This is a genomic window from Egicoccus sp. AB-alg6-2 (genome assembly GCF_041821025.1).
Lineage (GTDB): Bacteria > Actinomycetota > Nitriliruptoria > Nitriliruptorales > Nitriliruptoraceae > Egicoccus.
In genome coordinates this window covers 57,675-78,688 of record NZ_JBGUAY010000008.1, presented here as the reverse complement: position 1 = coordinate 78,688, position 21,014 = coordinate 57,675, and the positions used below count along the sequence as shown (strand labels likewise).

The following is a 21,014-nucleotide window of genomic DNA, read 5'->3' as shown; positions in this document are numbered from 1 at the left end:
ACACCGCCAGCGTCGTCTGCAGCGCCGACCGGTCAGTCGCAGCCCGGGTGCTCGTCGGCGGTGGGGTGATAGGTCAGCGCGTGCCCGGCGACCGTGGCGGTCAGGACGGGCGGCTCGGTTCCGACGATCACCTCGACGACGGCCTCTTCGTGCGCGTCCATGGCGTCACGCCACGCCTGCGGGGTGTCGGTCACCCCGGTACGCCAGAGCACGTCGTTGAGGGGACCGAGCCACTGTGGCCCGCAGTGCAGGTTGAAGCGGTAGCCGACCGGGAAGCCGACCTCGACGTGCTCGCCGGGCCCCACCGTGGGCTCGGCCGGCGCGGCCAAGGCCGGGTCGGGACCGACGGCATCGGCGGGCAGGGGCGCCCCAGGGCTGCGGAGGTCCGCGTCGACCAGGGTGCGCTCCTGCGGCGCGCCCGGTGGCGGATCCTGGGCACCGAGCTGCACCGCGAACGGCCCGTCGGGCAGCGCGGCGCGCTCGACCGCCACGACGAAGGCGCGTGGGTTGGCGTCGGCGTTGCAGGCGACCGCGTCGTCGGTGTCCACGATGACGGCGTGCAGCAGCGGCGGTTCCCCCGTGTGCACCACCCCGTCGAAGCGGAGGCCGGGACAGCTGCTGCTGAACACGGCACCGAACCAGACCACGATCTCGGTCTCGAAGTCCACCGTGGGCAGCTGACCCGGCAGCCCGATCGCGCGCCACAGGCGCTCGTAGCCGTCCGGGTCGGCGGCCACGCCGGTGCGGTAGGGCTCTCCGGCCACCTCGTCGGCCAGCAGCCGCCATCCGGGGCCCGCCTGCGCCTGCGGCCCTGGCTGGGGTAGTACGGCGGGATCGGTACCGGTGATGCACACCGGCTGGTCGCCGAACGCGGCCTGCACGGCGGCGATCTTGTCGTCGGTGAGCGCGCCGAGCTCGAGGCCGACGACCCCGTGCTGGACCGAGGCCCAGCTTCCGCCGACCACGTCGAGGTCGTGCACCCGCCGTTGCAGGGCGAGCAGCTCGTCCAGCGTGCGCTCCACCTCGACGACCACCGCCCCGACGCCCGGGAACTCGGCGGACAGTTCGTCCTGGGCGGCCTCGGCGTGGTCGCTGAACCCGAGGACGACCCACCCGAGGTGGTCGCGGTCGATCCACAGTTCCTCGAAACCGTCGCGGCCGTGGGCCCACGCGCCGAGCGCCTCGACGGGCTGCTCGTTGCCGACGTAGATCGGGTCGTCGCGCAGGTGTTCGGCGGGCGGCTGGACGGCCGGCACGTCGTCGCAGGAGGGCACCGGTGCGCCGCCATCGCCGGCGGCCACGGTGGGGACCGGCGGCCCGGACTGGCCGCACCCCGCCAACACGAGCATCGCGGCCGCCACCCCTGCCATCGCGCTCCGCAACGCACCGCTCCCCTCGCCTCGTCCCGGTGGGACGTCGGCGCCGCGGCAAGGGTTGCACGACGTGGCGGCGATACGGTGCGCCTCGATGGATCTCCGAGACGACGACGCGGCCCACGAGCCCCGGACGCCCACCCCCGAGGTGGCGTTCGTGCTCGGCGGCGGCGGCGTCCACGGTGCGGTCCAGGTCGGGATGCTGCAGGCGCTGCAGGAGCACGGCGTCCGACCCGACCTGGTCGTCGGTTCCTCGGTCGGCGCCATGAACGGCGCCATGCTCGCGGCCGGGCCGGACGACGCCGTCGAGCGCCTGCGCGAGCTGTGGACCAACCTCGACGCCTACAACCCGTTCGAGGCGTCGCTGCTCGAGCGCGCCAGCACCCTGACCCGCAGCCGGACCCATCTGCACGGCAACCTTCGGCTGCGCCGGCTGCTGCTCGCCCATCTGCCGGCGCGTGCCTTCGCCGAGCTGACGTTCCCCTTCCAGTGCGTGGCGGCCAGCATCGAACGCGCCGCGGCGCAGTGGTTCACCGACGGACCCCTCGTCGAGGCGCTGCTGGCCTCGACCGCCGTCCCCGGCCTGCTTCCGCCCGTCGTCATCGGCACCGACCACTACCTCGACGGCGGCCTGGTCGACAGCATCCCCGTCGGTCGCGCTCTCGAACTGGGGGCACGCCGCATCTACGTGCTGCAGGTCGGTCGGATCGAGCAACCGTTGACCGTCCCGTCGAAGGCCTGGGAGGTCGGCCTGGTGGCCTTCGAGATCGCCCGGCGGCACCGGTTCGTCGAAGCCATGGCGCGGGTTCCCGACGACGTCGAGGTGCACGTGCTCCCGACGGGGATCACCACCGGGATGGACTACAACGACCCGGCCCAGTTCCGCTACCGGGACACCTCGAAGGCACCCGAACGGATCGAGACCGCCTACCTCGCCTCGTCGGCCTACCTGGTGGAGCAGTCCCGCTCCGCCGCCAGGGAGGGCTGACGCGATGTTGCCGCCACGGTGGGTACGTCGGCTCGTCCTGGCGCCGGCCGTGCCGCTGTTGGCGCTGCTGCTGGTGACGACGTTGCCGCTGATGCTGATGGTCGCCGCCTTCGCCTCGCCGCTGCTGCCCGGCCGGTTGCGACCACTGCGACTACTGCTGTTCGTGCTCGTCTTCCTCGCCGCCGAGACCGCCGCCGTGATCGCCCTGTTCGGGCTCTGGGTCGCCAGCGGTTTCGGGCGACGTCTGGCCGACGACCGTTGGCAGGCGGCCCACTACGCCATCATGCGGCACTACCTCGCCGCCCTCGTGCACACGGCCCGCCGGACGTTCAACCTGCAGATCACCCTCGACGACGACGCGGCCGGGGCCACGGGTGCCCCCGACGACCCGCAGGCGCCGCTGGTGGTGCTGAGCCGACATGCGGGCCCGGGCGACTCGTTCCTGCTCGTGCACGGACTGCTGCAGCGCGGGCTGCGACCGCGGATCGTGCTCCGCGAACTGCTGCAGTGGGCACCGGCGCTCGACATCGGGCTCAACCGCCTGCCGAGCCACTTCGTCGCGACCGCAGCGCCACGGGGCAGCGGCACCGAGGCCGTCCGCAGGCTCGCCACCGACCTGGCACCCGGCGACGCGCTGGTGCTGTTCCCCGAAGGACGCAACTTCACCCACGCCCGTCGGCTGCACTCGATCGCGAGGCTGGAGGAACTCGGCCGGCACGACGAGGCCGAACAGGCGCGCGAGATGCGACACGTCCTGAGGCCGCGCGCCGGTGGCGCGCTGGCGGCGCTGACCGCCGCCCCGACGGCGGACGTGATCTTCGTCGCGCACACGGGACTCGAGGACCTCTCGAGCGTCGTGGACCTGTGGCGCGGTCTGCCGATGGACGCCGCGGTCGAGATCGAGGCGTGGCGCGTCCCGGCGGCGGAGGTACCCACCAGCCGAGACGAGGGGGCCGCCTGGCTCAACGCGTGGTGGCGCCGTATCGACGCCTGGATCCTCGCCCGTCATGGCCCCGACGCCATCCCCGACGCGGCGGTCATCGCTGTCGTCGAACCCGACTCCCTGCCTCCGACCGAGTGACGCCGGCCGCGAACCGGATCAGCGGGGCAGGACCGCTTCGATCGCGCGGACGACCTCGTCGCTGTCGGGCAGGGTGGTGGGACGGAAGCGCGCGACCACCTCGCCGCCGGGGGCGACCAGGAACTTCTCGAAGTTCCACTGGACGTCGCCCGCCTCGCCCTGCTCGTCGGCGTGCCCGGTCAGCACCTCGTAGAGCGGGTGACGTCCGGGACCGTTGACGTCGGTCTTGTCGAGCAAGGGAAAGGTGACGCCGTAACTGGTCGAGCAGAACGTGGCGATGTCCTCGGCCGTCCCCGGCTCCTGGCCACCGAACTGGTTGCACGGCACACCGATCACGCTGAACCCGCGGTCCCGGTAGCGCTCGTGCAGCGCTTCGAGCGTTGCGTACTGCGGCGTGAGACCACACCTCGAGGCCACGTTGACGATGAGCATGGCGTCGTCGCGGTGCTCGGCCAGCGACGTGGGGGACCCGTCGAGGGTGCGCACGGGGATGTCGTGGAGGTGCAAGGTGGGCCCTTCGCCGGGTCACTCTCGGGGTTCGTGCGCGCGAGTAGTACAGCCGGGCACGGCACGTGTCCAACCGGCGTACCCGCTGAGGCGGGCCGGTCGAGGTGCCGGTCCCGGGACGGTGGCCGTCCACACCCCTGCGACACCATTCGTGCGCGCGTCCCAGCGCCCCGCCATCATGGGCCCGTCGCCCGCCGCACCCGAAGGACGTCTCCTTGCCAGCCACCCGCGCCCTCGCCCAGGACCTGCTGACGCTGCTGGCGGGCCCGGACGCCCGACTGCGCGACGACCAGGTCAGCGCCATCGAGGCGCTGGTCGACCGACGCGCGCGGGTCCTCGTCGTGCAGCGCACCGGTTGGGGCAAGTCGGCGGTGTACTTCATCGCGACCCGGCTGCTGCGCGAGCAGGGCGCCGGCCCGACGCTGATCGTCTCCCCGCTGTTGGCGCTCATGCGCGACCAGTTGGCGGCCGCACGACGCATGGGACTGCGGGCGGAAACGGTGAACTCCACCAACGTCGACGACTGGCAGGCCATCGAGCAGCAGGTCGTCGAGGGATCGGTGGATCTGCTGCTGGTCTCGCCCGAGCGTCTCAACCACCCCCGCTTCCGGGCCGAGATCCTGGACCGGCTGGTCGCCAGCATCGGCATGCTGGTCATCGACGAGGCGCACTGCATCTCCGATCACGGCCACGACTTCCGCCCCGACTACCGGCGCCTGGGTGACGTCCTCGGACAGCTGGCGGCCGCCCGGGACACCGCGGTGCCGGTGCTGGCATGCACCGCGACGGCGACCGACCGGGTGGTCGCCGACGTCGCGGACCAGCTCGGCAACCACCCCGACGACGCGGAGGTCCCCGTCACGGTCCTGCGTGGCGCGCTCGCCCGCGACACCCTCGCGTTGCACGTCGTCGACCTGCCCAGCCACGAGCAGCGGCTGGCGTGGATCGCCGGCTACCTCGCCACCCGTGCCCCGGCCGGCCGCGCCGGCATCATCTACACGCTGACGGTCGCCGAGGCCAACCGGGTCGCCGAGTTCCTCGTCGAGACCGGCCACGACGTGCGCGCCTACACCTCCCACCTCGACACCCAGCAGCGCGCCGACCTCGAGGACGCGCTCAAGGCGAACCAGGTCGCGGGGGTCGTCGCGACCACGGCCTTGTCGATGGGCTACGACAAGCCGGACCTCGGGTTCGTCATCCACCTGGGAGCGCCGTCGTCGCCGGTCGCCTACTACCAGGCCATCGGTCGGGCCGGTCGCGGCGGCGAGCCGACCGACATCGTGGTGTTGCCGACGCCGACCGACGAGCGGTTGTGGCACCACTTCGACGTGGCCGGCATCCCGACCCCACCCGAGGTCGAGCAGATCGTGGCGGCCCTGGACGCTTCCGAGCCGCGCTCCCTGCCCTCGCTGGAGACGGCCGTCAACGTGCGGCGCACCCGCCTGGAGTTGTTGCTGAAGGTGCTCGACGTCGAGGGGGTGGTGGAGCGGGTGGCGGGCGGCTACCTCGCCACCGGGCAGCCCTACCGGCACGACGACGACCGCTATCAGCGTCTGCTCGACGGCCGCCGCGCGGAGCACGAGGTGATGCGCCGCTATCTCGATCCGGCGACGGACGGCTGCAGCATGCAGCTGCTGACGGCGGCGCTCGACGACCCGGCCGCCGAGCCGTGCGGCCGCTGCGGACGGTGCACCGGTACCCCCCTGGAGGTACCGCTCGACGACGAGGTCCTGGCGGCCGCACGCAACCACGTGCGCAACCGTGAACTGCCGGTTCTGCCGCGGCGACGCTGGCCGAGCGGCCTCGACCAACTCGGGCACGAGCGGCGCGGCAACCTGCCGAAGAACCTGCAGGCGGCGCCCGGTCGCGCCCTGGCCGGCAACGACGCTTCCGGCTACGGCCAGCCCGTGTCCGAACTGCTGGAGCTGGCGCGAGCCGGCGGCGACCGGGCGCAGCTGAGCGGCCACGACGCCTTCGCCGAGGTGGTGGACGGCTGCGTGAAGCTGCTCGCACGCTGGGACTGGCCCCAACGCCCCCGCACCATCGTGACCATGCCCTCGGCGACCTACGGCGAGCTCACCCGCGCCGTGGCCGACCGGCTCGGCGAACTCGGACGGTTGCCGGTCCGCCACGACGTACTGGCCAAGGTCGACACCCCGCCGCAGGACCGGTTCGCCAACTCGGCGTTCCAGGCCGCCAACGCCCTCAGCGCGCTGAAGGTCACCGACGCCGCGCCGGAGGGACCGGTGCTGTTGGTGGACGCCCTGACGATGTCGGGGTGGACACTGACGGTCGCGGCCGTACTCCTCGCCGAGCAGGGCGCGGGCCCCGTCATGCCGCTGGTGTTGTCCTCGACCACGGCCAGCTGAAGGCACCCGTCACCCGGGGTCGAGGGTGAGGAGGTCGATGGCTCGGGTGGCCGCGACGAAGAGTCCCGGTGGGCCGTGCTCGGCGAGGATGCGCTCGGGACCGAGGAGCACGACCTCGGGCCATTCGAGCCCGAGTGCGTCCAGCGGGCTCAGCCAGCGGTCGTTCTGCGCAGCCAGGCCGGCGGGCGCCAGGACCTGCGCGTGGGGACCCGCGCGTTCGGCGGCACCCGCCGACGTACGGACCTCGCCGCCGACGGCGGCCGACCGGATGCCCGGTTGCGGCAGACCGTGCTCGAGCCAGAACCGGTCGATCCAGGTGCTGATGGCTGCTGGCAGCCGGAGACTGGTCGTCAGGGCGACCGCGGTCGCCGCCGCGGTGACCTCGACGTCCTCGTCGGTGAAGGACTGGTGCGGGTCACCCGACAGCACCAGCTGACCCGCTCTGCGGCGCAGCAGCCACAGGTACAGGCCGGGCAGCCGTTGGTACTCGTCCACGACGACCAGGTCCCAGTCGGCCGCCGACTGGCCGGCGGGCGTCTCGAGCAGGGACCGCGCGCACGCGGTGGCCGCCCGGCGCAGCGCCTGCGGCAGCGTGCGCTCCCCCAGCGCACGTCGGACCAGTTCGATTGGCGTGAGCACGGGTCGCAGCCGTTCGGCGGCCGCTTCGGCGCGAGCCGCCGTCGCTGGACCGGGGATCAGCCGCGCGTACTCCGCGGCGAGGTCACGCCGGAGGCCCTTGGCGACCTGCGTGTAGGTGCTGCTGCCGGCGCGGGCACGCCAGTTCCGCACCGCCAGCACCTCGTGCGGGTCGACGGAGCCCAGGGGGTGCGGGATGGGATCGGGCCGGGCGAGCCGTCCGCGCAGATCCTCGAACGCGCCGGCGATGGCCTCGGGGACGTCGGCCCCGTCGGCGCCCGGGTGCTGCCCGGCGATCGGCGTCGGTCCGGCGCCGGTCCCGAGCAACCGTCCGAGTTCCGCCTGCGGGACCGGGGTGATCGAGGCGACACCGAGCAGGCGCCCGAGCACCTCCGCACGTTGCGCCAGTCGTGGCGAACCGGTCACGAACAGCACCCGCAGCGTGTGTGGATCGGGATGGGACAGGACCCGACGCGCCAGTTCGACCAGCACGATGGCCGACTTCCCGCTCCCGGGCGGTCCGGTGAGGACGACGTCACCGCGGGCAGTGCCGATGGCTTCCAGTGCCTCGCCCTGTTCGCTGGTCAGGGTGGCCAGCGGATCGGACATCTCCTCGCGCCGTGCCGCGGCCCGCATCCCGCCGCGGATGCGTTCGGCCAGCGCGTCCGCGTCGGCGGTCAGTCGGTGGACGGCCAGCGGCTGGTCGCCGCGTTCGGTGATCATCAGGCGCTGCCGGGCCGTGAGCTGGCGCTGCCCCTCGGGCGCGTGCCAGGGAACGACGAGCAGTTCACGGTCCTCGTCGAACACGGCGACGCGTCCGACGACCGTGTCGCCGTCCATGTCGGCGGCCAGCAGCATGGCCGCCTCGGAGCGCTGCACCTGCTCGACCTGGACCAGGAAGTCGCGGTAGACCCGTGCGATCGCCTGATCCACCGGATCCGGCGAGTTCACCAGCTCACGGTACGCCTGCTCGCGCCGATCGACCGTCGCCGCCAGGCCCCGACGCGCCGAGACGCGGCGTGCCTCGATCCTGGCCACGACGGTGTCGGCGACCCCGTCGCCGGCGTCGCCGGTTGCTTCGATCGCGGACATGCGGACCCGTGACGTCGGCGGCGGACGAGCGCGACAACCTACGCCTTGCCGCGGCCGGTGGACGCCTACCGGCGAAGGGAGGCGGTACCAACGGCACCCGGCGCGCCGTCCCGACGGCTGGCGCGGGCAGATACTCGACGTCCGACAACGCGAGGAGACGCCGTGGCGTCCGACCAGACCACCGCCCGAATCCTGCACGACGTCGGCGCCGCCGCCTGGTTCGGCGGGTCCCTCATGGGCGCCGTCGGACTGCACGGCGCCTCGGGCGCCCTGTCCTCCAGCGAGGACCGGGTGCGGGTCGCGGACGTCGGCTGGAAGGCGTGGCAGCCGTGGAAGCTGGCCGCGATCCTCGCCCACGTCGTGGGCAGCATCGCGCTGCTGTGGGGCAACAAGGGCCGGCTGACGACCCAGCGGGGCGCCATGGCGGTCAACGTCGCGAAGACCGGCGTCTTCGCCGCGGCACTGGGCGCTGACGTCTACGCCGCGGTCTTGGGCCGGCGCATCGGCGACGACCAACCTGTCCCGGTCGACTCCGCGGTCGAGCCGGCTGCCGAGACCCCGGAGGGCCCGGCGGCGACGCAGCGGCAGCTGCAGGTCGTGCAGTGGGTGGTCCCGGTGCTGACCGGCCTCAACATCGCGCTCGCCTCCAAGATGGGCGAGCAGCAGCGGCCGACCAACCTCGTCAGCGGACTCGTCGAGCGCTTCGATCCCCGTCGCTGACGGCGCTCGCCCGTCGCTGACGGCGCTCGCCCGCCGCGGACGGTTCCCGACGAACGCACCGCTGACCGGGGCGGTCGCCATGCACCCGCGCGCGGAAGTGCCCGCGAGCCGGCGCCGCATCTGGCAACGTCGCCAATGAGTCGGAGGCGGCGATGGAACCGGTCACGAGCACGCTGCGGGCGAATGCCGCACCGGTCGCCGTCGCCGCGACGGGCAGCCTGGCGCTCCTGGGCACAGGGATCGCATCGGGGCACGGCAACTGGCCGGTCTACGCGTTCATGGTGGCGGTGGGCGCAGGCATCGTCGTGGCGGTCCACCGGCGGGTCCGACTCTCCCGAACGACCATCTGGGGTCTGGTGGTGTTCGCGCTCGGGCACCTCGCGGGCGGGCTCGTCGCGGTCGGCGACGGGATCCTGTACCAGGTCTGGCTCGTCGACGGCCTGATCCGCTACGACAACGTGCAGCACGCCGTGGGGTTCGGGTTCGTCGGACGTGCGGTCTGGGAGTCGCTCCGGCCTCGTATCGCGCCGTCGCCGGGCGACCGCGCTCTGACGGTGTGGATCGTCGTGCTCGGTGCCTGCGGCGCGGGCGCCATCAACGAGATCGCGGAGTACCTGCTCACCCTGGTCCTGGAGGAACACCAGGTGGGCGGGTACGACAACACTGCACGGGATCTGATCGCCAACCTCGTGGGCGGGCTGACGATCGGTTGGTGGACCAGCCGGCGTCACGAGAACGCACGGGCGTCGCCCCTACCTCGCCGACCCCGCCCGGCCGATCGCGACGAGAACGTCGCCGACCGATGAGTCTTCGCCCCGCTCCGCGTCCCTACTGGACGGCGGGCCACGCCCGCCCACCCGAAGGAGACCGACGTGACCGTTCGACTCAACCCCTACATCAACTTCCGTGACCGCACCCGCGAGGCGATGACCTTCTACCAGCAGGTCTTCGGCGGCGAACTGACGATGGACACCTTCGAATCCTTCGGGGTCAGCGACGACCCCGCGGAAGCGAACAAGATCATGCACAGCCAACTGGAGGCCGAAGGTGGTCTGGTGCTGATGGCAGCGGACCTGCCCGCTTCGATGGAGATGTCCGACGGCTCGCAGATCTCACTGTCGCTGAGCGGAGACGACGAGCCGACGTTGCGTGGCTACTACGACGCCCTGGCCGACGGAGGAACGGTGGTCGAGCCGCTGGCGAAGGCGCCGTGGGGCGACTACTTCGGCATGTGCATCGACCGGTTCGGCATGCACTGGATGGTCAACATCGCCGACGCTTCCTCCTGAACCGGTCGACGGGCCGGCAGTAGGTTCGTCGTAGCGCCGGCTGGAGTCGGCGCCACGACGACGGAGACGAGATGACCGGCGACGACCACCGGCAGGTGACCCTCGAGCGGCTCGAGACGGGCGTGTACCGGGCGACCAACGCCAAGGGTGCGCAACTGACGTTCGGCAGCATGGACGAGACCGGCTTCTCGCCGGTCGAACTCCTCCTCGCCGCGATCGGCGGCTGCTCCGCGGTCGACGTGGACGTGGTGACCGGCCGCCGCGCCGCCCCCGAACGGTTCGAGGTGGTCGTCGAGGCCGAGAAGGCGCGTGACGAGGTCGGCAACATCCTGCGCGACATCCGGTTGACGTTCGACATCGCCTTTCCCGAGGGCGAAGACGGTGACCGCGCACGCGAACTCCTCCCCCGTGCGGCACGCACCTCGCACGACCGCACCTGCACGGTCAGCCGCACCGTCGAGGCCGGAACGCCCGTCACCGTGCGCGTCTCCGGGTGATCACGGGCGCGGTCATGCTGGTGGTGACCGACCGGGTCGCCCCGCCTGCGATCGGCGGGGCGACACCTGGTCTCGGCGAGTTCAGCCGGCCTGCGGCAACGGGCCGAGTACCATCCCACCGTCGACGACGAAGTCGCCGCCGGTGATGAACGACGCCTCGTCGCTGGCGAGGAACGCCACGATGGCGCCGATGTCCTCGGGTTCACCGATGCGCGGGACGGCGTAGATCTCGAACATCTCCTCGGGCACACCCGCGGTCATGGGGGTCCGGACGGCTCCTGGGTGCACGGCGTTCACGCGGATGCCGTAGCGACCGAGATCGATCGCCGCGCACTTGGTCAGGCCGCGCAGGCCCCACTTGCTCGAGGCATAGGCGGCGAGCATCGGCATGGGAACCATCGCGGCTGCCGATGCGACGTTGATGATCACGCCCTTGCCGGCCGCCTTCATGTCGGACACCACGGCCTGCATGCCCAGGAAGGGACCGACCAGGTTGACGTCGTAGATGCGTCGGAGGTCCGCCTCGTCGGTGGCGTCCACCGGCGCCTGCGTGAGGATGCCGGCGTTGTTGACCAGCAGGGTCACGGGCCCGAACGCCTCGTGGGTCGCCTTGAGCGCCGCGGCCCACGAGGCCGAGTCACGGACATCGAGGTGCACGAATCGGGTCGCGTCGCCGAGTTCGGCGGCCAGTGCCTCGCCCTCCTCGTCGAGGACGTCGCCGATGACGACCTTCGCGCCCTCCTGCACCAGGCGCCGCACCTCGCCCGCGCCCATGCCGCGGGCCCCGCCCGTGAGCAGGGCGACCGTTCCATCCAACCTCGTCATGACCGTCCTCCTTCGCGCTTTTTTCGCGCTCACGCCGCGTCGCCGCTGCCCGGGAGTGGCCGCGCACGCACCGCGACGTCGCCTCCATCATGCGTGCGTTGGACCGCCACGATCAGGCCCTTGGACCCTTGAGTCACGAGCTCCGGCGCGGGAGGCTCGACGGGACGTCGAGCCTCCGCTCGGCGGCCGATCTGCACGCGTTCGTCGGAGGCGGACATGGCGACCACCGCGACCCGGGCGGCTCCTCCCTCCACGCGGCGGCGGCCGGTCGACACGTCGACGGGACGACCCCTGCCGCTGGCGTACTCGCTGCTGCTGGGCGCCATCCTGCTGCTCGCCACCTCGTACGGGCTGCTGATCGAAGGCGCCTACCGGGCTCCCGACGGGGTGCGGCCCACCCTGCCCGAGACACTGCGCGGTCAGGACCTGGTCACCTTGCTCGCGACAGCCGCGCTGGTCTGGGGGGCCCTTCGCGCACGGGCTGGGTCGTTGCGCGGCCACATCGTGTGGCTGGCGGTCTGCCTGTACGTGGCCTACACCTACCTGATGTACGTCGTCGCGCCGTACAACGACGCGCTGCTGCTCTACATCGCCGCCATCGGTCTGGCGACCTACGGGTTCGTCAACGGCCTGGTTCGGCTGCAACCGGCCGCCACCGCCGATGCGTTCACCGCACTCCCCCGGCGCGGTCTGGCGTGGTTCCTGTTCGTCGTCGCCGGCCTGTTCGCGACGCTGTGGCTGACCGACATCCTCGCGGTCTGGCCCGGCGGTGTCCCCGACAGCCTGTTCACCTACGACATCCCCAGCATCGTGCACGTCCTCGACCTCGGCATCGTCCTTCCGCTGCTCGTGCTCACCGGCGTCCTGCTCCTGCGGGAGCATCCCGTGGCGCCGGTGCTCGCCGCCATCGTGCTGGTCAAGACCCTCACACTCGGTCTGGCGTTGCTGTCGATGAACGCGTTCGTCGCGGTGTCCGGCGCGCCGGTTGATGCCGGCGAGCCGATGGTGTGGTCGGCGATCGTGACCGTCTGCCTCGCGTGGCTCGTGGTCGGCGCCCGAAGGATGCGCGCGGTCTCCTCCCCCTGGTTGCGACCGGGCGTCTGGTCAGGCTGACCCGAACCCGCCCGAGTCGCTGCGGGCGACCAGGCCGCTCTCGTAGGCCAGGACGACGGCCTGGACGCGGTCGCGGAGCCCGAGCTTCGCCAGGATGCGGGTGACGTGGGTCTTGACGGTGGCTTCACCGAGGTGGAGCTCGGCCGCGATCTCGGCGTTGGAGCGACCCCTCGCCAGCGCGCGGAAGACGTCGAGTTCGCGGTCGGTGAGGCCCCGGAGCGTGGCCGGCAGCCCCTGTGGTGCGGGTGGGTGGCGGACATAGGCCTCCACCAGTCGCCTGGTCACCGTGGGGGCGAAGAGCAGTTCCCCGCCGTGGCAGGCCCGCACGGCGGCAGCGAGTTCGGCGGGTGCCGTGGTCTTGAGCAGGAACCCACTGGCACCGGCACGCAGCGCGTCGAAGACGTATTCGTCGAGGTCGAACATGGTGATGACGAGCACCCGCGCCTGTGGGCGCCGGCCGATGACCTCGCGGGTGCCATCGATGCCATCGCTGCCTGGCATCTGGATGTCCATGAGCACGACGTCGGCTTCGTGGACGGCGGCTGCGGATGCGGCGGCGCTGCCGTCGGTGGCCTCGGCCACCACCTCGATGTCGTGTTCGGCGTCGAGGATGGCCCGGAGACCGCCGCGGATGAGGTCCTGGTCGTCGGCGATCACCACACGTATCACGAGCGGGCCTCCGCCGGATCGGCCGGTGCCGGGCGGTCCGGCGGCGCTGCCAACGGCAGGCGTGCCTGGACCACGAAGCCCCCTGCGGCGTCGGGAGCCGCGATCAGCTCACCCCCGTCGGCCCGCACGCGTTCCTCCAGTCCGACCAGCCCGAACCCTGGTCCCTCCGCCGTCGTCGGTGGCCGCGGCGCGCCGTCGTTGCGCACGGTCACCTGCAGCACACCCGCTCGCGCCGTCAGTTCCACCGCTGCACGGGCACGCGGGGCGTGACGGACCACGTTGGTCAACGCCTCCTGCACCACGCGGTACGCCGTGGCTGCCACGCCCGCCTGCTCGGGCAACGCTCCCTCACAGCTGAGCGTGACCCGGAGCCCGGCGGCCTGCATGCGCGTCACCAGGGCCTCGACCTGCTGCCGCAGCCCTGCCGGTGCGTTCGTCGCCGCCAACCCGGACGGTCCGATGGCGCCGGCGTCGAGCAGTCCGAACAGCAGCTCGAGTTCCGACAGTGCCTGCGTCCCGGCGGCGCGCACGTTCGCGACCGCGACGCCGGCCGCATCGGGATCCTGCTCGCGCATCGCGGCCGCCCCGCCGGCCTGGAGGACCATCACCCCGACGGCATGGCTGGTGACGTCGTGCAGTTCGTGGGCCACCCGGAGCCGTTCGGCGCGGACGGCACGCTCGGTCGCGGCCTCGTGCTCCGCGCGTAGTGCTGCGGCCTGGTCGGTGGCGGATCGTTCGTCGTGGCCACGCAGCGCCCACAGGTGGCCGGCGACCACGGCGAGTGCGATCACCACCAACATCATCGCCTCGTTCCCCGGGTGGTGCCGCTGCACGTCGAAGACGAGCACGCCCGCGAACAGTCCGAGAGCGGCCCGATCGCGCAGGTGCCCCCGGGTGCCGACAGACCAGCCCAGGAGACCGGCGGCCACCCCGGTCCACAGCCCGTAGGGCAGTGTCAGCCCCGCCACCAGCGCCAGCGTCGGCGCCATGGTCGCCGCGGTACAGGCCAACCCGGGGTCGGGTCGCCGCAGTCCGACCGTCGCACTCAGCAGCAACGACAGCCCGACCGTGCTCGCCGAGAGCGGGGCGACCGCATCGGGGGTGACGACGATCTCGAGCTGACACAGCGCCATCAGCCCGACCGCCGCGAGAAGGAGTCCCAGCCACGCCGGCCGCGCAGTCGGCCGTGGTGCCGGGGCGCCGGAATCGGGTGCCGATCGCAGCAGGCCGAGCAGTCGGCGCAGTTCACTCGTCGCCCTGCGACCCTCGACCTGGATCGCCTCGAGGTGGGCCGGGTCGAGTGCGGCGGCCGCGGCCTCCGCGTGCGCCTGCATCGTCACGACGGCCGCACGAACGACGGCCAGCGTCTCCCCGGCCAGCCGCGCCCGCTCTTCCGCCACGGCCTGTGCCGCCCGCGCGGCGGGATCGACCTGCGCCAGCTGGTCGGCCGCGAGCGCCGCCCGGTGGGCCGCCTCCGTCCGCCGGCGGACGGCCGCCCCGAACGACCACACCGAGCCGAGCAGGACGCAGCCGAACAGGATCGTCGGCGCGGTGGGATCGGCGACCGCGACCGCGACGACGAGCGCTGTCAGCGGGGCGATGGCGCGTCCCGGCACGGTGTGGCGGCCGAGGCCGTACACCGCGACGAACCAGGCGGCCAGCAATCCGGGATTCTCACCCGACAGGCCCACGATTCCCTGGAGCGCGATGGATAGGGCGGCCAGTGCCAACGCTGCGAGCACCGGTCGCCGCCGGTAGGCCGACGCGCCGGCGGCGACCAACGCCGCGGCGGGGACCGATCCGGGAACCTCCATCGCGAGGAAGTAGCCGGCCCAGACGCCGCAGGCCAGCGCCAACACGGCCTCGTCACGTCCCAAGGGCAGGTTCATGAACCGACGATAACGAGGTGCCCGGTCCGACGCGTCCGTCTCGAGGATGACCCGCGGTCCACCGAGAAGCGAGCGCGATCGGTGCGGGTCGGCGGACGCGGCGTCGACGCGTCGGGCGCATGCTCGAGTCCTCAGCGGCGGGCGGGCCGTCGCCGGCATCGGAGGACCAGATGGGACGGACCGTACGCATCGTTGGAGGCGCCAGCATCGTGCTCGCGCCGCTGCTGTTCGGCATCGGCGACCAGGTTCGCATGGTGGCCGACCCGCCGACGGAGGCGGGCATCGTCGGGGAGTACGGCATCGAGGAAGCCACCGCCAGCCTGGCGATGATCAACGCCAACCGGGCGACCTTCGTGGTGGCCTCCTACCTGTTCTACGTGGCGATGCTCCTCACGATCCCCGCGCTGCTCGCCATCTGGCGGATCTCGGTCGCCCGTGCACCGCGTTGGGCGTGGACCGGGGCCGTGCTGGCGATGCTGTTCGCGCTCGGACAGGTGGTCCACCTCGTCGGCCACTTCGCCATGTCGCAGGTGTTCGCTGCGCACGACGACCTGACGACCGCCGCAGAACTCACGCTCGCGGCCGAGTCGAATGCGTTCATCATGGCGCTGTTCGTGCCGCTGTACCTCGTCGGACTGCTTGCCACCATCCCGCAGGCGGTCGGACTCCGCCGGGCGCGTGTGATCCCGCTGTGGGCCACGCTGTGCCTCGTCGCGGGGACTGTCCTGTTCGTCGTCGCCGGTTCCACACCCGCGACATCGGCGATCTGGACCGTGCTGCTGGTCACCGGCCTCGCACCGGCGGCGTCGGCGATGCTTCGAGGAGCCGTCGACCCGGCCGCGCCACGTACCCAGCCCGTCGCCGCGACGGCCTGACCCGGGGCCGGTCTACGCGCCCGCCTGCACGCACCGCCCCTCGGCCAGTGGTTCGAGGCGGACGTCGCCGAGCCGCGGCGGCGGGTCCTTGGCCCCGATCTGCTCGAGCGCGGCGGCGAACAGCTCGGGGCCGATCCACTCGGGACCATCAGCAACAGCGTCCAGCCCCACCGCGACTTGTCGCGCGACACGGTGAACGCGTCCATGTCGTCGGCTGACCACAGGCCTTCGAGCGGTGGGACGACATAGTCACGCCCGAGGTCGTTCTTGCTCGCGAACTTCAGCGTGTACGCGAGCGGGTAGATCGCCTCGACCGCCTCGGCGAACCCCGCCGTCGGTCGCCGCCGTTCTGCTTCCATGAGGCGCTGGCATACGACGACGGGAGCACCGTGACGACGGCCTATCTCGCCGCCGAGGACTTCGAGGCAGAACTCGACGAGGAGCTCCGCCTCGCGGGCGTCGCCGTGAACGAGATGCACGGCCGGCTGCGGATCAGCGAGAGCCCGCCGGTGCACGCCGCATGGGCGGCCAACACCTGGTGGGACGCCGAGCGGATCGAGATCCGTTCCATCGGACATGCGGCCCGCGAGTTGCGTCAACGGCAACGCAACTGGACCGTGTACGCGCCGACGCTCCGGGGACGTGCCGAGCTGATCGCCGACAAGCTCCCCCATGTCTCGGCCCGGCCTCTCGAGCTCGGTGAGGTGGCGCCCGACGCACCGCTCGGCTCATGGACGCTGTTGAACCGCGACCTCGTCCTGGCGGCGGCCGACTGCGCCGTGCCGTTTCCCAACGGCGTCCCGCAGTTCGTGGAGGACCGGCGCGGACCACCGAGTCGCGCCTACCTGAAGCTGTGGGAGACCTTCGCGCGGCTGCGGCGCCAGCCCGCACCGGGTGACCGCTGCCTCGACCTCGGTGCCGCGCCCGGCGGCTGGACCTGGTTGCTGGCACGGACCGGCGCGGACGTCGTTGCCGTGGACAAGGCACCGCTCGCGGACGACGTCACCGCGCTACCGAACGTGACCTGGTCGCAGGGCTCGGCGTTCGCGCTGGAGCCGACCGCGTTCGGACCGCTCGACTGGTGGTGCAGCGACATCATCGCCTACCCGGACCGGCTGCTCGAGCTGGTGACGCGCTGGCTCGACGCCGGCGGGGTGCGCAACCTCGTCTGCACGGTGAAGTTCCAGGGCGCGACCGACCACGCCGTGGCGGCACAGTTCGCTGCACTACCGAACGCCCAGCTGTTCCACCTCGACCAGAACAAGCACGAGTTGACCTGTGCCATCCTCGACGTCGACGACGCGTCGAGCCGGCGCTGACGGGACCGGGAGGACATCGTGGACATCCGCTTTCAGGTCGTCGCGTTCGACGCGGCGGAACTCGAGCCCGAGAGCTCGTTCTGGGCCGCCGTCTACGGCGGGACCGTGGACGTGGACGACGACTGGCACATGGTGCTGGACGCGGACGGCGTGCCGCGCATCGGTGTGCAACTCGCGCCCGACCACGTCCCGCCGCGCTGGCCCGACGGGTCGCCACCGCAGCAGGTCCACGTCGACCTGTGGGTCGACGACTTCCAGACGGCACACGACGAGGTGATGGGGCTGGGAGCGCGGTTGCTGCAGGCGGCCGACGACCTCGACGCCGAGGAGGGCTGGCAGGTCTACGCCGACCCGGCCGGCCACCCGTTCTGCCTCTGCTGGCACCGTACGGCATTCCGCGCCTGAGCGTGTCGAGCCCAAGCAGCGCCGGCGGCGCGATCACGGGCGGGCGGCGAGCACCATGAACGCCGGGGTCTCGGTCGCGCGCCAGAAGCGGGTGTAACCCGCCGCTTCCGCGACACGCGCGAGCGCGGCCTCGCCGGCTTGGGCACCCAGGGCGAGCTTCCCTTCCTGGGACAGCGCACTCGGCGTGCAGACGAAGGTGGACACGGAGTAGAACGTCCTGGCGCGCACGCTCTCGATCAACTCGTCGTCGGTGCGCGGCTCGGTGAACATCCACGTACCGTCGGAGGCGAGCGCCTCACGGATGTGCCGCGCACCCCGGACCGGGTCCCCCCACTCGTGCAGCGCGTTGAAGACGCAGATGAGGTCGTAGCCGTCCCCGGCGAAGTCGTCGGCACCGGCCACCTCGAAGGTCACCCGGTCGCTGACGCCCGCCTCGGCGGCCGCCTTCCTGGCGGCGTCGATGGAGGCCGGGTGGTAGTCGAACCCGGCGAAGGTCGAGGCCGGGTACGCCTCGGCCAACAGGATGAGCGCGGCCCCGTGCCCACAGCCGACATCCGCGACCTTGCCACCAGCGGTGAGCCGGTCGTGGACGCCGTCGAGTGCGGGGATCCAGCGTTGGACCAGGTTGCCGCGGTAGACCGGCGCGAAGAAGCGCTGGGTACCGACGTGCAGGTCCGAGTGGTGTTCGTCCCACCCGATGCCACCGTCACCAGCGAACGCCCGCACGACCAGGTCCACGTCGTGGTGGGTCGAACTCGCCGCGATCGCTCCGCCGACGAGGTGGATCGGGTTGGCCGGGTCCGCGAGGCAGGCGCGCTGCTCCGGCGTCAGCCAGTAGTGTCCCGAGGCCGAATCGTATTCGCAGTAGGCACTGGCGACCTGGGCGCCGAGCCACTCCTGCACCAGGCGCGGATGGCAGCCAGACACCGCCGCCAGCTGCGAGGGGATACATGGCCCGAGCTCGCCGAGCGCGCGGTACAGCCCGAGCCGATCACCGACGACGATCGTCGCCGCGTGCATCGTTGCCGCCTGGTCAGCGGCGAAGCGGTCGACGAATGCCTGCAGCCGGTCGGCGTCGGGGGGTGCGGTGGCCGTCATCGTCGTCTCCTCGACTCAGTCGTGTGACAACACGCTACGAGTGGACGCGCCGACAGGCTTCGGAGGATCCACCCAACTTCGACCTGGCTGCGTGGGTCGTTCTACCCATCTGCACGCGGCGTGAGGCCGCGCTCGTAGGCGTAGGCCGCTGCGGCGGTCCGTGAGGAGCAGTCGAGCTTCACGAAGATGTTGGACAGGTGGCGCGCCACCGTCTTCTCGCTGATGTACAGCCGCCGGGCGATGTCTCGGTTGGTACGGCCGGATGCGACCTCCGCCAACACCTCCAGTTCACGTGCGGTGAGTCCGTCGGGCGCCGGGGCCGGGGTGCGCATGCTGGTCCGCAGGTTGGCAACCGTCGCGGCGTCGCCGGCGGCACCGAGACGTGCGAAGACGGCCCCTGCCATCTCCAGTTCGCGCTGCGCACCATCGAGGTCGCCGAGGGCCGCGCATGCGTGGGCCGCGAGCACGCCGGTGCGGGCGGCCTCGTAGGGCATTCCGAGCCGGCGCCAGGAGCGGGAGGCGGAGCGCACGGACGGCAACGCCTCCTCCGGGCGCCCGTTGGCGAGCAGGCAGGCGGCGTGGATCATCTGTTGGAGGGCGACGAAGCCGCCGCTGCGGTAGCGGCCGGCGAGGTCGGCGATCTCGGCGCACGCTGCGTCGGCGACGTCACGGTCCCCGGCCGCGAGCGCGATCTCGACCTGTGCGGCGCGCAGACGCACCCGCGCCAACGGATCCTCGACGCTGGCGACCGCGGTCGTGATGGCCGCGACCGCGACCTCGACCTCGCCCCGTGCCAGCTGCAGCAGCGCGAGACCGGGATGGGGATCCCGGCCACGTGCACGAGCTTCCTCGTACGCCAGCTCGGCACCGGCGAGATCACCTCGCAATCGCCGCAATTCGCCCGCCTGGTAGTGCGCTTCAGCGGCACTGGCCACGTGGATGTGCTCGAGGTCCTCGCAGACCTTGGCCGCCTCGAGCTCGGCCTCGTCCCAACCACCGGTCGCCTGCAACACCTGGGACCGGTGGACCCGGCAGATACCCGTGAACAGCACGGCCGCCGGCAGTTTCTCCAGCCAGCTCGCCGTTGCCTGTGTCCACGCCACGGCGCGACGGACGTCGCCCAGCTCGTGGCACGCGGACATGAGGTGGCAGTAGATGTTCCCCGCCCACGCCGGGCTGAGTTGCTCGGGTGAGCACGGCCAGCATCGCCTCGTCGAGCAGGGCCAGGCCCTCGTCGACGTGCGCCTGTTTCACGAGTGCACGCCCTTGCCCGAGGATCCCCAGAGCGACGAGATTGACGTCTCCGTGGCGACGACCGAGCTCGACGAGCCTGGCGGCGCTTGCGTGGACCTCGTCGAACGCAGGTCCCCCCAGCGCCGCCTCGACCTCGAGCAGGTAGGTCAGGTAGCCGTGTTCGGCGCTGTCCGGCCGATCCTCGAGCAGACGTTGCGCCCGTTGGATCCATCCCGAGCCCACCACCTCGTCGCCTCGAAGCAGCAGGTCGACGGCGATGTGGATCGCGGCCATGGCCGCCTGATCCGGCCGGTCCCCTGCGAGATATCGGCGGTAGGCCTGCTCGCCGGCGGACAGCGATTCGTCCACCCGTCCCAGCCACCAGGCCGCATCGGCGAGGGCGAAGGCGTCATCGGCCGACAGCTCGTCGCTCGAGGCGGCAGCAACGAACCCGTCCCGCGCCGCCTGCCAGTCACACCTTCGGTAGGCCTCGCGGGCCGCTGGACGCGTGTCGCCCATCCGCCATCCCAACCGTCTGCAGCCACCCTAGACGCCGGGAACGTCCCCAACCAGGGCGGCTGGCACGAGTTCCCAACGGCGGCTAGCGGCCCTCGCGCTCCGCGTCGCTGCGAACGATGCAGAACTGGTTCCCCGCCGGATCCTCGAGCACCATCCAGCCCGAGCCGTCCGGCCGTCGTCGGTCGGCGACCTCTCGCGCGCCCAGGTCGAGCACCCGCTCGATCTCCTCGTCCCGGGTCACATCCGTCGGCGCGAGGTCGAGATGGATCCGGCCGACCGGATCCTGCAGCTCCTCGACCTCGATGAAGAGCAGGCGGTGTCCCGTTCGACGGTCCACGATCATGCACTCCTCGTGACCTGGCGCGTTCGGATCACCGGGCACGTCGGTGTAGTCGAGGACGCGCTTCCACCACTCCGACAGCTCGTAGGCGTCGAGACCGTTCAACGTCGTGTGCGAGACGCGTGCCACCATGCCCGGACTCCCGTTCGCTGACCGTGAACGAGAGGCGTACCACAC

20 protein-coding genes and 1 pseudogene are annotated in these 21,014 nt (G+C 72.0%); 11 read left to right on the top strand and 10 right to left on the bottom strand.

Going from position 1 to position 21,014, the window contains the following annotated elements; all coding sequences use genetic code 11:
- Window positions 1-32 precede the first annotated feature (32 nt).
- Complete coding sequence (locus ACERMF_RS15275) at window positions 33-1,370, bottom strand: hypothetical protein (protein ID WP_373669982.1); 1,338 nt, start codon at window positions 1,368-1,370, stop codon at window positions 33-35.
- 97 nt (window positions 1,371-1,467) lie between these two features.
- Between ACERMF_RS15275 and ACERMF_RS15270 the strand changes: the two genes are divergently transcribed.
- Together ACERMF_RS15270 and ACERMF_RS15265 are read left to right on the top strand one after the other, a co-directional pair.
- Window positions 1,468-2,361, top strand: coding sequence for a patatin-like phospholipase family protein (locus ACERMF_RS15270; RefSeq protein ID WP_373669981.1), 894 nt, complete (start codon window positions 1,468-1,470; stop codon window positions 2,359-2,361).
- Between the two features lie 4 nt (window positions 2,362-2,365).
- Complete coding sequence (locus ACERMF_RS15265; protein WP_373669980.1) at window positions 2,366-3,442, top strand: 1-acyl-sn-glycerol-3-phosphate acyltransferase; 1,077 nt, start codon at window positions 2,366-2,368, stop codon at window positions 3,440-3,442.
- 18 nt (window positions 3,443-3,460) lie between these two features.
- Here the strand turns inward: ACERMF_RS15265 and ACERMF_RS15260 are convergent, their stop codons facing one another.
- Window positions 3,461-3,949 carry a glutathione peroxidase gene (locus ACERMF_RS15260; RefSeq protein ID WP_373669979.1) on the bottom strand — a complete coding sequence of 163 codons (489 nt, stop codon included), beginning with the start codon at window positions 3,947-3,949 and terminating at the stop codon, window positions 3,461-3,463.
- 215 nt (window positions 3,950-4,164) lie between these two features.
- Between ACERMF_RS15260 and ACERMF_RS15255 the strand changes: the two genes are divergently transcribed.
- Window positions 4,165-6,318, top strand: coding sequence for an ATP-dependent DNA helicase RecQ (locus ACERMF_RS15255; protein ID WP_373669978.1), 2,154 nt, complete (start codon window positions 4,165-4,167; stop codon window positions 6,316-6,318).
- Between the two features lie 9 nt (window positions 6,319-6,327).
- Here ACERMF_RS15255 and ACERMF_RS15250 read toward each other — a convergent pair whose 3' ends face one another.
- Window positions 6,328-8,046, bottom strand: a complete 1,719-nt coding sequence (locus ACERMF_RS15250; protein WP_373669977.1) for a hypothetical protein — start codon at window positions 8,044-8,046, stop codon at window positions 6,328-6,330.
- A 162-nt stretch (window positions 8,047-8,208) separates the two neighbouring features.
- On the opposite strand from ACERMF_RS15250, the gene ACERMF_RS15245 reads away from it, so the two are divergent.
- From ACERMF_RS15245 to ACERMF_RS15230, 4 genes are all read left to right on the top strand, one after another.
- Window positions 8,209-8,766, top strand: coding sequence for a hypothetical protein (locus ACERMF_RS15245; RefSeq protein WP_373669976.1), 558 nt, complete (start codon window positions 8,209-8,211; stop codon window positions 8,764-8,766).
- Between the two features lie 152 nt (window positions 8,767-8,918).
- Complete coding sequence (locus tag ACERMF_RS15240; protein WP_373669975.1) at window positions 8,919-9,572, top strand: hypothetical protein; 654 nt, start codon at window positions 8,919-8,921, stop codon at window positions 9,570-9,572.
- A gap of 66 nt (window positions 9,573-9,638) precedes the next feature.
- Complete coding sequence (locus ACERMF_RS15235; protein ID WP_373669974.1) at window positions 9,639-10,055, top strand: VOC family protein; 417 nt, start codon at window positions 9,639-9,641, stop codon at window positions 10,053-10,055.
- A gap of 71 nt (window positions 10,056-10,126) precedes the next feature.
- Window positions 10,127-10,552 carry an OsmC family protein gene (locus ACERMF_RS15230; RefSeq protein WP_373669973.1) on the top strand — a complete coding sequence of 142 codons (426 nt, stop codon included), beginning with the start codon at window positions 10,127-10,129 and terminating at the stop codon, window positions 10,550-10,552.
- Between the two features lie 81 nt (window positions 10,553-10,633).
- Here the strand turns inward: ACERMF_RS15230 and ACERMF_RS15225 are convergent, their stop codons facing one another.
- On the bottom strand, window positions 10,634-11,377 hold the full coding sequence (locus ACERMF_RS15225) for a glucose 1-dehydrogenase (protein WP_373669972.1): 744 nt from the start codon (window positions 11,375-11,377) through the stop codon (window positions 10,634-10,636).
- Window positions 11,378-11,593: 216 nt separating this feature from the next.
- Here ACERMF_RS15225 and ACERMF_RS15220 point away from each other — a divergent pair, with 216 nt between their 5' ends.
- The gene (locus ACERMF_RS15220) at window positions 11,594-12,490 is read left to right on the top strand and encodes a hypothetical protein (RefSeq protein WP_373669971.1); all 897 of its coding nucleotides are present in this window, start codon (window positions 11,594-11,596) and stop codon (window positions 12,488-12,490) included.
- Here the strand turns inward: ACERMF_RS15220 and ACERMF_RS15215 are convergent.
- Entirely contained in the window at window positions 12,482-13,159 is a 678-nt protein-coding gene (locus tag ACERMF_RS15215) for a response regulator (protein WP_373669970.1), read from the bottom strand. The genes ACERMF_RS15220 and ACERMF_RS15215 overlap by 9 nt on opposite strands.
- A complete protein-coding gene (locus ACERMF_RS15210; RefSeq protein ID WP_373669969.1) occupies window positions 13,156-15,048 on the bottom strand; it encodes a sensor histidine kinase in 1,893 nt (630 codons plus the stop codon). Before ACERMF_RS15210 ends, ACERMF_RS15215 begins: the two co-directional genes overlap by 4 nt.
- Before the next feature lie 170 nt (window positions 15,049-15,218).
- On the opposite strand from ACERMF_RS15210, the gene ACERMF_RS15205 reads away from it, so the two are divergent.
- Window positions 15,219-15,923: a hypothetical protein gene (locus tag ACERMF_RS15205; protein ID WP_373669968.1), complete on the top strand. Its 705-nt coding sequence runs from the start codon at window positions 15,219-15,221 to the stop codon at window positions 15,921-15,923.
- 24 nt (window positions 15,924-15,947) lie between these two features.
- On the opposite strand, the pseudogene ACERMF_RS15200 reads toward ACERMF_RS15205, so the two are convergent.
- Window positions 15,948-16,282 (bottom strand): annotated as a pseudogene (locus ACERMF_RS15200) (hypothetical protein); the annotation flags it as partial.
- A gap of 30 nt (window positions 16,283-16,312) precedes the next feature.
- Between ACERMF_RS15200 and ACERMF_RS15195 the strand changes: the two are divergent.
- Both ACERMF_RS15195 and ACERMF_RS15190 read left to right on the top strand, forming a co-directional pair.
- Window positions 16,313-17,242, top strand: coding sequence for an SAM-dependent methyltransferase (locus ACERMF_RS15195; RefSeq protein ID WP_373669967.1), 930 nt, complete (start codon window positions 16,313-16,315; stop codon window positions 17,240-17,242).
- Between the two features lie 18 nt (window positions 17,243-17,260).
- Window positions 17,261-17,647: a VOC family protein gene (locus ACERMF_RS15190; RefSeq protein ID WP_373669966.1), complete on the top strand. Its 387-nt coding sequence runs from the start codon at window positions 17,261-17,263 to the stop codon at window positions 17,645-17,647.
- A gap of 33 nt (window positions 17,648-17,680) precedes the next feature.
- Here ACERMF_RS15190 and ACERMF_RS15185 read toward each other — a convergent pair whose 3' ends face one another.
- From ACERMF_RS15185 to ACERMF_RS15175, 3 genes are all read right to left on the bottom strand, one after another.
- Window positions 17,681-18,745, bottom strand: a complete 1,065-nt coding sequence (locus tag ACERMF_RS15185) for a trans-aconitate 2-methyltransferase (protein WP_373669965.1) — start codon at window positions 18,743-18,745, stop codon at window positions 17,681-17,683.
- 101 nt (window positions 18,746-18,846) lie between these two features.
- Window positions 18,847-19,848, bottom strand: a complete 1,002-nt coding sequence (locus tag ACERMF_RS15180; protein WP_373669964.1) for a response regulator transcription factor — start codon at window positions 19,846-19,848, stop codon at window positions 18,847-18,849.
- A gap of 731 nt (window positions 19,849-20,579) precedes the next feature.
- Window positions 20,580-20,969 carry a VOC family protein gene (locus ACERMF_RS15175; RefSeq protein ID WP_373669963.1) on the bottom strand — a complete coding sequence of 130 codons (390 nt, stop codon included), beginning with the start codon at window positions 20,967-20,969 and terminating at the stop codon, window positions 20,580-20,582.
- Between the last annotated feature and the right edge of the window lie 45 nt (window positions 20,970-21,014).